Origin of the sequence: Streptomyces sp. CB09001, assembly GCF_003369795.1 — a bacterium.
Taxonomy (GTDB): domain Bacteria; phylum Actinomycetota; class Actinomycetes; order Streptomycetales; family Streptomycetaceae; genus Streptomyces.
Window position 1 is genome coordinate 1,597,524 of the sequence record NZ_CP026730.1, and the last position, 12,887, is coordinate 1,610,410.

The 12,887-nt window shown below is 74.0% G+C and carries 12 protein-coding genes; 4 read left to right on the forward strand and 8 right to left on the reverse strand.

From position 1 onward, the window contains the following. Positions 1-46: 46 nt before the first annotated feature. Entirely contained in the window at positions 47-850 is an 804-nt protein-coding gene (locus C4J65_RS07495) for an alpha/beta fold hydrolase (RefSeq protein WP_115741695.1), read from the forward strand. Beyond that, positions 843-1,463 (forward strand): hypothetical protein, encoded by a 621-nt coding sequence (locus tag C4J65_RS07500; RefSeq protein ID WP_115741696.1) that lies wholly within the window; start codon positions 843-845, stop codon positions 1,461-1,463. Before C4J65_RS07495 ends, C4J65_RS07500 begins: the two co-directional genes overlap by 8 nt. Positions 1,464-1,491: 28 nt before the next feature. Here C4J65_RS07500 and C4J65_RS07505 read toward each other — a convergent pair whose 3' ends face one another. The 6 genes from C4J65_RS07505 to C4J65_RS07530 form a co-directional block, all read right to left on the reverse strand. Then, on the reverse strand, positions 1,492-2,253 hold the full coding sequence (locus C4J65_RS07505) for an endonuclease/exonuclease/phosphatase family protein (RefSeq protein WP_115741697.1): 762 nt from the start codon (positions 2,251-2,253) through the stop codon (positions 1,492-1,494). A gap of 169 nt (positions 2,254-2,422) precedes the next feature. After that, positions 2,423-3,376 (reverse strand): ROK family glucokinase, encoded by a 954-nt coding sequence (locus C4J65_RS07510; protein WP_007448618.1) that lies wholly within the window; start codon positions 3,374-3,376, stop codon positions 2,423-2,425. Positions 3,377-3,430: 54 nt separating this feature from the next. Next, entirely contained in the window at positions 3,431-4,006 is a 576-nt protein-coding gene (locus tag C4J65_RS07515; protein WP_115741698.1) for a carbon catabolit repression protein, read from the reverse strand. Positions 4,007-4,078: 72 nt separating this feature from the next. Continuing rightward, positions 4,079-5,251 carry an ArsA-related P-loop ATPase gene (locus tag C4J65_RS07520; protein ID WP_115741699.1) on the reverse strand — a complete coding sequence of 391 codons (1,173 nt, stop codon included), beginning with the start codon at positions 5,249-5,251 and terminating at the stop codon, positions 4,079-4,081. 164 nt (positions 5,252-5,415) lie between these two features. Continuing rightward, entirely contained in the window at positions 5,416-5,850 is a 435-nt protein-coding gene (locus C4J65_RS07525) for an SRPBCC family protein (protein WP_115741700.1), read from the reverse strand. A gap of 137 nt (positions 5,851-5,987) precedes the next feature. Continuing rightward, positions 5,988-6,785 carry a metallophosphoesterase gene (locus C4J65_RS07530; protein WP_115741701.1) on the reverse strand — a complete coding sequence of 266 codons (798 nt, stop codon included), beginning with the start codon at positions 6,783-6,785 and terminating at the stop codon, positions 5,988-5,990. 310 nt (positions 6,786-7,095) lie between these two features. On the opposite strand from C4J65_RS07530, the gene C4J65_RS07535 reads away from it, so the two are divergent. Beyond that, positions 7,096-8,892, forward strand: coding sequence for an AMP-dependent synthetase/ligase (locus C4J65_RS07535; protein WP_115741702.1), 1,797 nt, complete (start codon positions 7,096-7,098; stop codon positions 8,890-8,892). A 60-nt stretch (positions 8,893-8,952) separates the two neighbouring features. Here C4J65_RS07535 and C4J65_RS07540 read toward each other — a convergent pair whose 3' ends face one another. Next, positions 8,953-10,095 carry a glycosyltransferase family 4 protein gene (locus tag C4J65_RS07540; RefSeq protein WP_115741703.1) on the reverse strand — a complete coding sequence of 381 codons (1,143 nt, stop codon included), beginning with the start codon at positions 10,093-10,095 and terminating at the stop codon, positions 8,953-8,955. 158 nt (positions 10,096-10,253) lie between these two features. Between C4J65_RS07540 and C4J65_RS07545 the strand changes: the two genes are divergently transcribed. Beyond that, the gene (locus C4J65_RS07545) at positions 10,254-11,513 is read left to right on the forward strand and encodes a glycosyltransferase 87 family protein (protein WP_115741704.1); all 1,260 of its coding nucleotides are present in this window, start codon (positions 10,254-10,256) and stop codon (positions 11,511-11,513) included. Positions 11,514-11,669: 156 nt separating this feature from the next. On the opposite strand, the gene C4J65_RS07550 is transcribed toward C4J65_RS07545, so the two are convergent. Beyond that, positions 11,670-12,863: a hypothetical protein gene (locus C4J65_RS07550; RefSeq protein ID WP_162833071.1), complete on the reverse strand. Its 1,194-nt coding sequence runs from the start codon at positions 12,861-12,863 to the stop codon at positions 11,670-11,672. Positions 12,864-12,887: the final 24 nt, after the last annotated feature.

Genomic DNA, 12,887 nt, shown 5'->3' on the forward strand with positions numbered 1-12,887 from the left:
TACGGTGAAAGACCCGCGAGTACCCCTGACGACAGGAGACCGAGACGTGTCGGTCCTGCCCGGAGCCGAGCCGTTCCGCCACGAGGGCGGTGAGGTCGGCGTCCTCCTCTGTCACGGTTTCACCGGTTCCCCGCAGTCGCTGCGGCCCTGGGCGCGGTACCTTGCCGCGCGCGGCCTGACCGTGGCGCTGCCGCTGCTGCCCGGGCACGGCACGCGCTGGCAGGACATGCAGGTCACCGGGTGGCAGGACTGGTACGCGGAGGTGGACCGCGAGCTGCGCGCCCTGCGTGAGCGCTGCGAGCGCGTCTTCGTGGCCGGTCTGTCCATGGGCGGCGCGCTGGCGCTGCGGCTGGCCGCCAAGCACGGGGACGCGGTGTCGGGCGTCGTCGTCGTCAACCCGGCGAACAGGATGCACGGCGTCGCCCAGCACGCCCTTCCGGTCCTGCGCCACCTGGTGCCCGCGACGAAGGGCATCGCCAGCGACATCGCCAAGCCGCACAGCGCGGAGCTGGGGTACGACCGGGTGCCGCTGCACTCGGCCCACTCGCTGCGCGCCTTCTTCCGTCTCGCCGACGGCGACCTGCCGCAGGTGACGCAGCCGCTGCTGTTGCTGCGCAGCCCGCGGGACCATGTGGTGCCGCCGGCCGACTCGGCGCGGATCCTGGGCCGGGTGTCGTCTACGGACGTGACGGAGGTCCTGCTGGAACAGAGCTACCACGTGGCGACGTTGGACCACGATGCGGACCGGATCTTCGCGGAGAGCGTCGCGTTCATCGGCCGGCTCGCGCCCGGTTCCGTCGGGGAACCGGAGCCCGGTCTCGGCAAGGAAGGGACGACCGCAGGTGGCTGAGCACGACTCCGACCGCGAGGACCGCGAAGAGCGCGAGGAGCGGGACCTGGAGCATCGCGAGGGACGGGAGCGCGCGGCCGACGGCGGGCCGGGGGCGCAGGACGCGCCTTTCGACGAGGACGCCGCCTGGGCCTCGATCGTCGCCGGGTACGGGGAGGAGCCCCCGGACCCGCCGGGCGCGAAGCCGTTCAAGTCGGTCGAGGACCTGGCGCTGCTCGAGCCCGAGGTGAACGACGAGAAGCACTCGGCGGACCGGCCCTCCTCGGACCGGCCGCTGGGGAGTTCCGTCGCGTTCGCGCCCGGCATCGGTCCCCGCGACCACACGCCCGCCGAGCCGTCCGACGACGACTTCGACGCGGACGACGAGGGCCACTTCGTGCCGCCCGAGCCGCCGCCGCTGCCCGAGACCGACCCCACCTCGAAGTTCGCCTGGCTGGGCGTGGTCGGCGGCCCGGTGCTGCTCCTGCTGGCGGTGGTGCTCGGCTGGGACATGACCTGGTGGCTGACGACCCTGAGCCTCGGCGGTTTCCTGGGCGGCTTCGCCACCCTGGTCGTGCGGATGCGGACCGGTGACGAGGACGACGACGATCCGGGGCGGGGCGCGGTGGTGTAGTCGACCGGGCGGCCGGCCGGGCCCGGGGTCAGGCGGTCGCGGGCACGCGGAGGGCGGTCAGGACCGGGAGGTGGTCCGTGGCCGCCCTCAGGTCGTCCTCGGCCACCCCGGCCAGTCCCGACGGCACCCCGCAGCCCAGTACCTCGACGCCCTCGGTGACGAAGACCGCGTCGATACGGCGGTCCGGAGCGGTGGCGGGGAAGGTGTACTCGCCGCCCCAGGGCGCGGCGGTCCAGCAGTCGCGCAGCCCGTCGCCGAGCCGCCGGAAGGTGCGGCCGCCGGGGCGCTCGTTCAGGTCGCCGCCCGCCACGGCGTGCTTCACGCCGAGGGCGGCCAGGTGGTCGAGGAGCAGCCCGGCCTGTTCGTGGCGCTCGGCCGCGTCCAGGGACAGGTGGGTGCTGAGTACGCCGATACGGGCGCCGCCGAACCGGACCACGGCGGTGGCGAGGCCCCGGCGGTGCCGGCCGGGGGTGAGCGGGAGCAGCACGTCCTCGGTGCGCTCCACGGTGGCCCGCAGGGAGCAGAGCAGCGCGGGGCCGGCGGCGGTGCCGCCGCCGGAGAGCAGGACCAGGTCGGCGGCGGCGGCGAGCCGGGTGATCTTCTTGCGCCAGCGGAAGAGGCGGGGGGCCTCCTGGAGGAGGACCAGGTCGGGCGCGCAGGCCTTGACGACGCGGGCGAGGGCGTCGGTGTCGTCGCGCAGCGAGCGGATGTTGTAGCTCAGGACGCGGATGACCGCGGAACCGTCGGGTTCGGTGCGGGAGTTGGGGAGCGCCGGGAGGGATGTTGCCATGCCGTCAATTTACGGGAACGCATGATCAGGCGCTGCAAGGGTCGGGGCGCGGGGTTCGTGGGCGACTGCCGGTTCGTCGTGGCTGGTCGCGCCCGCGGGGCGGAGCCCCGAATGGACTCCGCCCCGCGCCCCTCGGGTGAGCGCAGCTCCCGACGTCGGGAAGTGATCGTCACATGATCGGGTCGGGTTCTCTCGCCAGGTCGGCGGCGCCTACCAGGCCGGCCTTGTTGCCGAGCTGGGCGGCGATCACGTCGGCGACCGGGCGCCAGTTGCCGCCGACCAGCCAGCGCTTGTAGGACTTGCGGATCGGGTCGAGGACCAGGTCGCCCTCGTCCGAGAGGCCGCCGCCGACGATGAAGGCGGACGGGTCGAACAGCGAGGCCAGGTCGGCGAGGCCGGCGCCGGCCCAGCGGGCCAGCTCCCGGTAGGAGTCGACGGCGACCGGGCAGCCCTGGCGGGCGGCGACCGAGATGTGCTTGCCCTCGATGCCGTCGGGGGTGCCGTCCCCGAGCGCGAGCAGCACCTCGGCGCGCTCGGGGGTGGCGTTGGCGCGCTGCTTGGCGTACCTCACCAGCGCCCGGCCCGACGCGTACTGCTCCCAGCAGCCCTGCGAGCCGCAGCCGCACAGCAGCCCGTCGGGCACCATGCGGATGTGGCCGAACTCGGCGGCCACGCCGAAGTGACCGCGGCGCAGCTTGTTGCCGATGATGATGCCGCCGCCGAGGCCGGTGCCGAGGGTGATGCAGATGACGTTGCGGTGGCCCTTGCCGCCGCCGAACTTGTACTCGCCCCAGGCCGCGGCGTTGGCGTCGTTCTCCACCACGACCGGGAGGCCGACGCGGGCCTCGACCTTCTCCTTGAGCGGCTCCTGGCGCCAGTCGATGTTCGGCGCGAAGTAGACCGTGGAACGCTGGCGGTTGACGTATCCGGCGGCACCGATGCCGACGCCGACGATCTCGTGCCCCACGCGTGCGCCCTCCACCGCGGAGGCGATGGCGTCCACGATGGCCTCGGGTGTGGTGGGGGTCGGCACCTTGTGGGTCGAGAGGATGTTGCCTTCCTCGTCGACCACGCCGGCCGCGATCTTCGTGCCGCCGATGTCGACGCCGATGGTGAGTCCCATGAATCCCTCAGTTCGGTCGAGCCCCGCTAAGGGCAACCGTACCCGAGGCGGGGCTCAGTCCAGGTCGATGCGCTGCCCCGGGCCGGTGCCCCCGTCGCCCTCGTCGCGGCCGTCGGTGTCGCGTTCGTCCAGGTCACGGGGGTCGCTCGGGTCCTTGGGCGCGGGGTCCCCGGTGGTCCAGCGGCGTTCCTGGTTCTGGACGGCGGAGCGGTAGGCGGCGAGCAGTTCACCGCCGGCGGCGGCGAGGTGGTCGAACAGGTCCGGGTTGCGCTCGATGACCGGTTCGACGGCGGCCTTGGCCTGCTGGACGACCTGCCGGACCACCTGCTGGGCGGCTGGTCCGGCGACCTGGCCGAGCAGCGGGGACTGGAGACCGGACAGCTTGTCCGCGACGGTGTCGACGAGCCGGCGCAGCTCCTCGGCGGCAGAGCCGGGCGGCGGCCCGTACGCGGCCCGGCGGCGGGCCTTCTCGGCCTCCAGGTCCTCGGCACACGCGGTCGCCCAGGCGTCGGCGTCGCTTGCCCGCGGCTCCTGTGCCGCCCCGCGCGTCTCGTCGGTCGCTCGCGTCTCGTCGACCGCGTCGGCCTCGTCGGGGCGGGGGGCCTCGGACGGCGGGAGCTCTTCGCTCATGACGGACTCCTGACTACGGTTCGTCCTTACGACGTTACCCGAACGGGCCCGTGCTCCGGGGGTCCCGTCGGGTCATCGCCCCCGCGGCCACAGGTCCGGGTCGGGCGCGAACCGGACGGCGAGCGTGCCGTCGCGCAGGGCGGCCCCGTCGACGGTGCAGCGGCGCAGCGCCGACGGCAGCGGGACGGTGCGGCGGAACGGCCCGGCGGCGACGGCCAGTTCGTCGCCGCGGCGGACCAGGTCGAGCTCCTCGCGTACGGCGCCGGGCAGCGGGATGTGCCAGACCAGCACGCCGTCCTCGGCCAGCCGGTCGGTGACGGGCCACTCGACCGGGGCGGCGTCCGGGTTGACGCCCGGCACGTCGAGGGCCGCGAGGTCGTCCGTGCCGCGCGGGTCGTGGCCGAGATGGGCGACGGCGCGGACGTCGTACGCCCCCCGCCACTCCTCCAGGGTCTTGCGCTGCTGGGCGAGGGGGCCGCTGAGCCAGCTGTCCGCCGGGGCGTCCTCGGGCAGCACCCGGTTGGCGACCAGCAGCTCGGTGCGCAGGCCGCGCAGCGCCAGGCCGAGGGTGGTGGCGCGGACGGCGTCGGCTCCGGCCGGTCCGGGCTCGGCGACCAGCCGGACGGCGGTGTCCGGGTCGGCCAGGACGGCCTCGGCGGCGGCGAGCTCCAGGTCCCAGCGGGCGGTGGCCTCGTACAGCGCCTCGGTCGGCATGGGGACGCCGGCGAGCCGGCCGAGGACCGGGCGCAGGGCGCGGGCGGCCTGCCGCTCGGGCGGGAGCAGGCGGCGCAGGCCGCGGCGCAGTTCCTCGGGTGCGGCGAGCAGGGCGAGGGCGCGCGGGGCGGGCGGGAGGTCGACGACGAGGAGGTCGTGCGCCTCGGCGAGGGCCGCCTCGCGCAGGGCGCGCAGCAGGGCGAGGTCGTCGGCTCCGGGCAGGGGGGTGAGTTCCTCGGGGTCGAGGTGGGAGGCGCCGAGGAGGTCGAGCGCGGAGGCGGCACGGTCCTGGAGGGCGGCGAGGGCGTCCCGGAAGCCCTGGGCGGCGTCGGGGCGCCAGGCGGTGAGGCCGGGTTCGACGGGGGTCGGCGCCGGGCCGGTGCGCACGCCGAGCGCGGCGCCGAGGGTGTCGTCGCGGTCGGTGCCGAGGAGGAGGGTGCGGGTGCCCTGCCGGGCGGCGGTGAGCGCGGTGGCGGCGGCGACAGTGGTACGGCCGGTGCCGCCGGGGCCCGTGATCAGGAGGGTGCGCATGGGGGTGAACGGTACCTGGGGGCTCCGCCGGTTGGGCTCTGGACCGGCGCTGGGGTGAGCGTGGGTTCGCGGGCCAGCGCCGGCCGGGTGCCGCTGCGCCCACCCGTGCCGCCCTGCGGCACGATTGCCCGCAGCTACGGCGGCGTCGGCTGCCTGCGGCTGTGCTACTTCGACTCGACTCGCTTTTTCAGGCCTGCCAGGGCTCGGTCGATGATGACCTTCTCCGCCTTGCGCTTGATCATGCCGAGCATCGGGATCTTGACGTCCACCGTGAGCCGGTAGGTGACCTCCGTGCCGGTGCCCGCCGGGCGGAGCAGGTAGGTGCCGTCGAGGGAGCGCAGCATCTGGGACTTCACCAGCGTCCAGGACACCTCGTGCTCGCCGGTCCAGGTGTACCCCAGCGTCTGGTCGTCCTTGATCGCCCCGGCGTCCATGACGAGCCGGACCTGCTCGGCACGCCCCTGCTCGTCGGTCGCGAGGACCTGTGCCTCCTTCACCTCGCCGGTCCAGTCCGGATAGCGGGCGAAGTCGGCGATCACCGCCATGACGTCGGCCGGTGCCGCCTCGATGGTGATGCTCGAGCTGGTGTGTTCCGCCATCGCCGTGGCTCCTCCGGATGCGGGCCGCTACTGAGGTCGTCGTGCGCCCGTCGCGCGCACGTGTGTGCCGCGTGAAGGCTATCGCGCACGGGGAGGGCTCATGCCACCACCCACCTGCGCGGCCGGACCGCACCCGGTCACCACTCCAGCGCCCACGGCCGCCCCGTCGACGCGAAGTGACCGACGTTCACGCATTCGGTCGCCCCGACGCGCATCCGCCGGGCCAGCGGCTGGTGCACGTGCCCGAACAGGGAGTAGCGGGGGCGGGTGCGGCGGATCGCGTCCAGCAGCGCGAGGCTGCCCCGCTCGAAGCGCCGGGCCACCGTGTCGTAGACCAGTTCCGGCACCTGGGGCGGGATGTGGGTGCACAGCACGTCCACCTCGCCGACGGCCTCGATCTTCGCGGCGTACTCCTCGTCGCTGATCTCGTACGGCGTGTTCATCGGGGTCCGCAGGCCGCCGCCGACGAAGCCGAAGACGCGGCCGCCGATCTCCACCCGCTGCCCGTCGAGCACCGTGGTGCCGGGCCCGGCGTACTCGGGCCACAGCGGGGGCACGTCGACGTTGCCGTAGGTGGCGTACGTCGGGGTGGGGAAGGCGGCGAACAGCTCCGCGTACTGCTTGCGCACCGCCCGCTCGATCAGCTCGCGCGGCTCCCCGCCGGCCTCCGCCCACAGCCGCCTGCCGAAGTCCCGGGCCTCGTCGAAGCGGCGGGCGGTGCGCAGCGCGACGATGCGGTCGGCGTTCGCGACGCCGAACAGGTCGGGGAAGATGCCGCGCGAGTGGTCGGCGTAGTCGAGGAAGAGGACCAGGTCCCCGAGGCAGATCAGGGCGTCGGCGCCGTCGCCGGCCCTGGCCAGGTCGCGGACGTTGCCGTGGACGTCGCTGACCACGTGGACGCGCGTGCTCGTGTTACGGGGCGGTGTGGGTGCCATGGCGATCAAGCGTAAGCAGCGCGCGCGTGCTGTGAACAGTGGCGGTCGGACCTGCGGTTACTGGCTGGTCCGTTGATCCGTCGACTACTGTGCGCAAAGCAAACCCCATCCGTGTGACGCAGCGAACATCTCCCGGGGACCCCCTGTCGGAGAACGCATACCGGCGGGTAACGTCCGGGCAGTCCAGTCGTGCTCTGGATTTCAACATGTGAATCCCGCATGAGTCTTCCCGAGCGCCAGCCCGAACCTTGGACCGCACGGTCGCATCACACAACGTCGTGGCGCCGGCGCCCTATGAGGAGCAGCAGTCTTGCGCGAGTTCAGCCTTCCGGCCTTGTACGAGGTCCCCGCGGACGGAAACCTGACCGACATCGTCCGCAGAAACGCCGCGCAGCATCCCGACGTCGCCGTCATCGCCCGCAAGGTGGCCGGCGTCTGGCAGGACGTGACCGCGCGCGTTTTCCTCGCCGAGGTGCACTCCGCCGCCAAGGGTCTCATCGCCTCCGGTGTCCAGCCGGGCGACCGGGTCGGCCTGATGTCCCGCACGCGCTACGAGTGGACGCTGCTGGACTTCGCCATCTGGAGCGCGGGCGCGATCACCGTGCCGGTGTACGAGACCAGCTCGCCGGAGCAGGTGCAGTGGATCCTCAGCGACTCGGGCGCCACGGCGTGCGTGGTGGAGTCGGCCGGGCACGCCGCCGCCGTCGAGTCGGTGCGCGAGCAGCTGCCCGCCCTCAAGAACGTCTGGCAGATCGACGCCGGCGCCGTTGAGGAGCTGGGGCGCCTGGGCCAGGACGTCACGGACCGGACCGTCGAGGAGCGCGGCTCGATCGCGAAGGCCGACGATCCCGCGACCATCGTCTACACCTCGGGCACCACGGGCCGCCCCAAGGGCTGCGTCCTCACCCACCGCAGCTTCTTCGCCGAGTGCGGCAACGTGGTGGAACGGCTGCGGCCGCTCTTCCGCACCGGTGAGTGCTCGGTCCTCCTCTTCCTCCCGCTCGCCCACGTCTTCGGACGCCTGGTCCAGGTCGCGCCGATGATCGCCCCGATCAAGCTGGGCAACGTCCCCGACATCAAGAACCTCACCGACGAGCTGGCCGCCTTCCGGCCCACGCTGATCCTCGGCGTACCGCGCGTCTTCGAGAAGGTGTACAACTCGGCGCGCGCCAAGGCCCAGGCGGACGGCAAGGGCAAGATCTTCGACAGGGCCGCCGACACCGCGATCGCGTACAGCAAGGCCCTGGACACGCCGTCGGGCCCGTCCGTCGGCCTGCGGATCAAGCACAAGGTCTTCGACAAGCTCGTCTACAGCAAGCTCCGCACGGTCCTCGGCGGGCGCGGCGAGTACGCCATCTCCGGCGGCGCCCCGCTCGGCGAGCGGCTGGGTCACTTCTTCCGCGGCATCGGCTTCACGGTCCTGGAGGGCTACGGCCTGACCGAGTCCTGCGCGGCCACCGCGTTCAACCCCTGGGACCGGCAGAAGATCGGCACGGTCGGCCAGCCGCTGCCCGGCTCGGTGGTGCGCATCGCGGACGACGGCGAGGTGCTGCTGCACGGCGAGCACCTGTTCAAGGAGTACTGGAACAACCCGGACGCGACCGCGGAGGCGCTGGCCGACGGCTGGTTCCACACCGGTGACATCGGCACCCTCGACGAGGACGGCTACCTGCGGATCACCGGCCGCAAGAAGGAGATCATCGTCACCGCCGGCGGCAAGAACGTCGCCCCGGCCGTCATGGAGGACCGCATCCGCGCGCACGCGCTGGTCGCGGAGTGCATGGTGGTCGGCGACGGGCGGCCCTTCGTGGGCGCGCTGGTCACCCTGGACGAGGAGTTCCTGGGCCGCTGGTGCGCGGAGCACGGGAAGCCGGCCGGTTCCACGGCGGTGTCGCTGCGGGAGGACGCGGAGCTGCTGGCCGCGATCCAGGACGCGATCGACGACGGGAACGCGGCGGTGTCCAAGGCGGAGTCGGTGCGGAAGTTCCGGGTGCTGGGGGCGCAGTTCACCGAGGAGTCGGGGCATCTGACGCCTTCGCTGAAGCTGAAGCGGAATGTCGTGGCGAAGGACTACGCGGACGAGATCGAGGCGATCTACGCCAAGTAGCCGGACGGGCCCTGCCCCTTGACGGCATGCACCAACCCCTGCTTCAAAGGGCTCCGGGTGTCACAGCAACGCCTTCAGGTGCTCTGCCAGCAGGTCCCAGCGCCATTTCTCCTCGACCCAGGCCCTGCCCCGCTCGCCCATCCGGCGGCGTAGCTGCGGGTCGGCGAGGAGGGTGGTGATGCGGTCGGCGGACTCGTTCGGCTCCTCGCCCCGGACCACCCAGCCCGTCTCGCCGTCGAGTACCGCGTCGGGGGCGCCGCCCGAGTCGCCGGCGACGACGGGCAGGCCGGTCGCGGAGGCCTCCAGGTAGACGATGCCGAGGCCCTCCACGTCGAGGCCGCCCCGGCGGGTGCGGCAGGGCATGGCGAAGACGTCCCCGGCGCCGTAGTGCGCGGGCAGTTCGGACCAGGGCACGGCGCCGGTGAAGTGGACGGAGGCGGCGACGCCGGTCTCCTCGGCGAGGCGGCGCAGGTCCTTCTCGTAGGGGCCGCCGCCGACGATCAGCAGGACGGCGTCCGGCTCGGCGGCCAGGACGCGCGGCATGGCCCGGATCAGGGTGTCCTGGCCCTTGCGCGGGACCAGGCGGGAGACGCAGACCACGACGGGGCGGTCGGTGAGGCCGAGACGGGCGCGCACCTCGTCGCCGCCGCTGGCCGGGTGGAAGGTCTTCTCGTCGACGCCGGGCGGCAGTTGCACCATCCGGGCGGCGGCCTCGGGCGTGAGCGCGCCCGCGATCCGGGAGCGCGTGTACTCGCCGAGGTAGGTGATCGTGTCCGTCGACTCCCCGATCCGGCGCAGCAGTTGCCGGGCGGCGGGCAGCTGGGCCCAGCCCGCCTCGTGGCCGTGGGTGGTGGCGACGAGGCGCTCGGCGCCCGCCTTGCGCAGGGCCGGGGCCATCAGGCCGAGGGGCGCGGCCGCCCCGAACCACACCGACGTGCAGCCGTGCTCGCGCAGCAGCCCCACCGCCCGCCGGGTGGCGCCCGGCGTCGGCAGCAGCATCGTCGTGCGGTCCCGTACGACGGTGAAGGGCTGCTCGGCGTCGAAGGCGGCGGTGGCCTCGATGCCCTCGCGGCTCCGCTTCCAGGTGGAGGCGTGGACGACCAGCCGCTCGGGATCCAGGCGCAGCGCCATGTTGTGCAGGAAGGCCTGGATGCCGCCCGGACGGGGCGGGAAGTCGTTCGTCACGATCAAGGTCTTGCGCACGCCGCCGACCCTACCGAACCGGCCTCGGGGTGCCGGGCCCCGGCCGCGTCCTGTGGCACGCCCACAGGTGTCCGGGTCATCATGGCCGCACCTGGCGAGACATGCAGGTGCAGGCAGGTGCGGGCAGGGGCAGGCGGGCGCGGACGGGCAGGGAGCACGTGGAGACGAGGGACGCGGGGCGGTCACGGGTGTGGCTGCTGACGGCCTGGGGCGCCACGCGGCTGGTGCTGCTGCTGTTCGTGCTGAAGGTCGTGGCCTTCCCGGGTCCGGACGTCACGAGCGACGTGTCCGTCATCTACCGGGACTGGGCCGACGTCCTGCGCACCGGAACGTTTCCGCTGGACGACGTCACCTGGCAGTATCCGCCGGCGGCGGCCTTCGCGGTCCTCTCCCCGGGACTGCTGCCCTTTCTGGAGTACGCGACGGCGTTCTTCGTCCTGGCGTGGGTCACGGACGCGGTCGTCCTGGCGCTGCTGTGGCACGCGGGGCGGGGGGCGGGGCGTTCGCGGCGCGGGGCGTGGGTGTGGGTGGCGGGCGTGCCGCTGCTCGGTCCCACGGTCTACGCCCGCTACGACGTGATGGTCACGGCCGTCGCGGTGGCCGCGCTGCTCGCCGCCGGGCGGCATCCGCGGGTGGCGGGGGCCCTGGCGGCGGTCGGGGCGCTGCTGAAGGTGTGGCCTGCGCTGGTGCTCGTCGGGATGCGGGGGCGCGGGCCGTGGGTCGCCGCCGCGGTGAGCGGGGCCGGGCTGGCCGCGCTGTTCGCCGTGTCGATGCCGGGGGCGTTCGCGTTCCTGACGTTCCAGCGCGAGCGGGGCGTCGAGGTGGAGTCGCTGGGCTCGCTGGTCTTCCACGTCGCCCGGCACTTCGGCTGGGAGGGCGGGGTGCTGCTGAACTACGGCTCGATGGAGTTCCTGGGCCCGCAGGTGGACACGGTGGGCACGGTCTCGCTGGGGCTGAGCGTGGTGGCGTTCGGCTGGCTGCTGCTGTGGCGGGTGCGGGCCTCGCGGTCGGCGTCCCACCGGTTCGCGGCGCACACGGCGGCGGACGCGGCCTTCGTGGCGGTGCTGATGTTCACGGTGACCAGCCGGGTGATCAGCCCGCAGTACCTGGTGTGGCTGGTGGGCCTCGGTGCGGTCTGCCGGTGCTTCCGGGCGAGCCGGATGCGGGTGCCGGTCGCCCTGGTGCTGGCGGCGACCCCGCTGACGGCGCTGGAGTTCCCGCTCCTGTTCGCGGACGTGGTGGCGAGCACCCCCTTCGGCATCACGCTCCTGTTCGTCCGCAACGGCCTGCTGGTGGCCGCCGCCCTCCTCGCCGCCCGCGCACTGTGGCGTGGCACGGTGCGCCGCGGGACCCCGGCCGGAGGGCCCGCCCGCCTCGGCCGAGCCACGTCCGCGGACACGCCCGCCGGAACGCCCTGAGGCCCTCCGGCACCATCCCAGCCACCCCACACCCCACCCACACCCGCCGCCTCGGCACCCGCGCCCCGTACCGGAACACGCCACGGCACCCGCGCCCCGTACCGGGACACGCCTCGGCACCCGCGCCGCCCGGAGCCGGCCGGAGAGCCCCGCGGCTCACCCGAGCTGTGCCCGCAGATACGTCCGCCAGCGTGCCGTGAAGTCGGTCGGTGTCGTTCCGAGCACCTCGTGGAGCGCGTCCTCGATCGCGCCGGCGCGCTCGGCGTGGGCGCCCACGGAGCGGTAGAACGCGTCCAGCCGGTCCTCGCCCCACTGCTCGGCGATCATCCGGCAGGCCAGCCAGCCGCCCTCGTAGGCGCGGGCCAGCGCCTCCGCGTCGGCGGTGAAGCCGAAGTCCTCGTCCGTCGGCAGCCGCGCGGGCACCCGGCCCTCGGCGACCGCGTCGGCGAGTTCCGGGGCGGCCTGGGCGGCGGTGCGTCCGCTGCCGCGGTAGCCCACCCAGTCGGCGTAGCCCTCGGAGAGCCACAGCGGGGTGGCGGAGGTGGTGTCGGCGCGGGTGGCGACATGGGTCGTCTCGTGGGTGAGCACGACCTGCTTGCCGAGGCTGCCGAGCAGCCCGTACGCGTCGGGGTTGACGATGATCCGGTCCGCGGGGGCGTGTTCCCGGCCGCCCGTCTCCCCGGTGGTGACCGCGGCGATGCCCCGGTAGGACGAGGCCGGGGACCCGAGCAGCCCCGCCATGCCCTCCACCGACCGGGGGACGACCACGACCACCCGGCGGGACCAGTCGCCGTCCCAGGCGTCCGAGACGGCCGGCACCGCCCGGTCGGCCAGGTCGGCGAAGCGGCGCAGCATCGCGGTGGACTGCCCGACGCCGAGGACGAGGCTGTGCGTGCCGCGCACGACCCGGACCGCGCCCTGGTCCCAGGGCTGCTGGCCGGACTCCTTGGCGGGGCGGTCGGATTCGACGGCCCAGGTCCCGGCCGTGCCGTCCCGGCTCAGCCGCACGGTGCGGCCGGTGGAGACCGGGCCCCGGTCGTAGCCCTCGACGCGGTAGCGCAGCTCGACGTCGGCGGTGGCGGTGTCGCCGGTGCGCTCCACGTCCCGCACCCGGTAGGACCAGGCCGCCAGCGGGATCGCGCTCAGGTTGCCGAACCCGGTGCCGGTGCCGGTACGCCCGTAGGCGGCCACGTCGTGGGCGAGGACGGCCGCCGCCCGCCGGTCGAGGATCCGCTGGACGTCGGCCCGGGCGGGGTCGGCCGCGGTCCGGCCGCCGCAGGCCACCAGCGCGACCAGCAGCAGGCACAGCGCCACCACCGAGGACCCCGACACCCGCCTTCGACCAGCCACCTTCCCGATCGTACGGGCGCGGGA

Excerpts from the sequence above, each read along its gene's own strand:
- C4J65_RS07505 (WP_115741697.1), bottom strand. The coding sequence starts at position 2,253 with ATGGCAACATCCCTCCCGGCGCTCCCCAACTCCCGCACCGAACCCGAC.
- C4J65_RS07510 (WP_007448618.1), bottom strand. The coding sequence starts at position 3,376 with ATGGGACTCACCATCGGCGTCGACATCGGCGGCACGAAGATCGCGGCC.
- C4J65_RS07515 (WP_115741698.1), bottom strand. The coding sequence starts at position 4,006 with ATGAGCGAAGAGCTCCCGCCGTCCGAGGCCCCCCGCCCCGACGAGGCC.
- C4J65_RS07520 (WP_115741699.1), bottom strand. The coding sequence starts at position 5,251 with ATGCGCACCCTCCTGATCACGGGCCCCGGCGGCACCGGCCGTACCACT.
- C4J65_RS07525 (WP_115741700.1), bottom strand. The coding sequence starts at position 5,850 with ATGGCGGAACACACCAGCTCGAGCATCACCATCGAGGCGGCACCGGCC.
- C4J65_RS07530 (WP_115741701.1), bottom strand. The coding sequence starts at position 6,785 with ATGGCACCCACACCGCCCCGTAACACGAGCACGCGCGTCCACGTGGTC.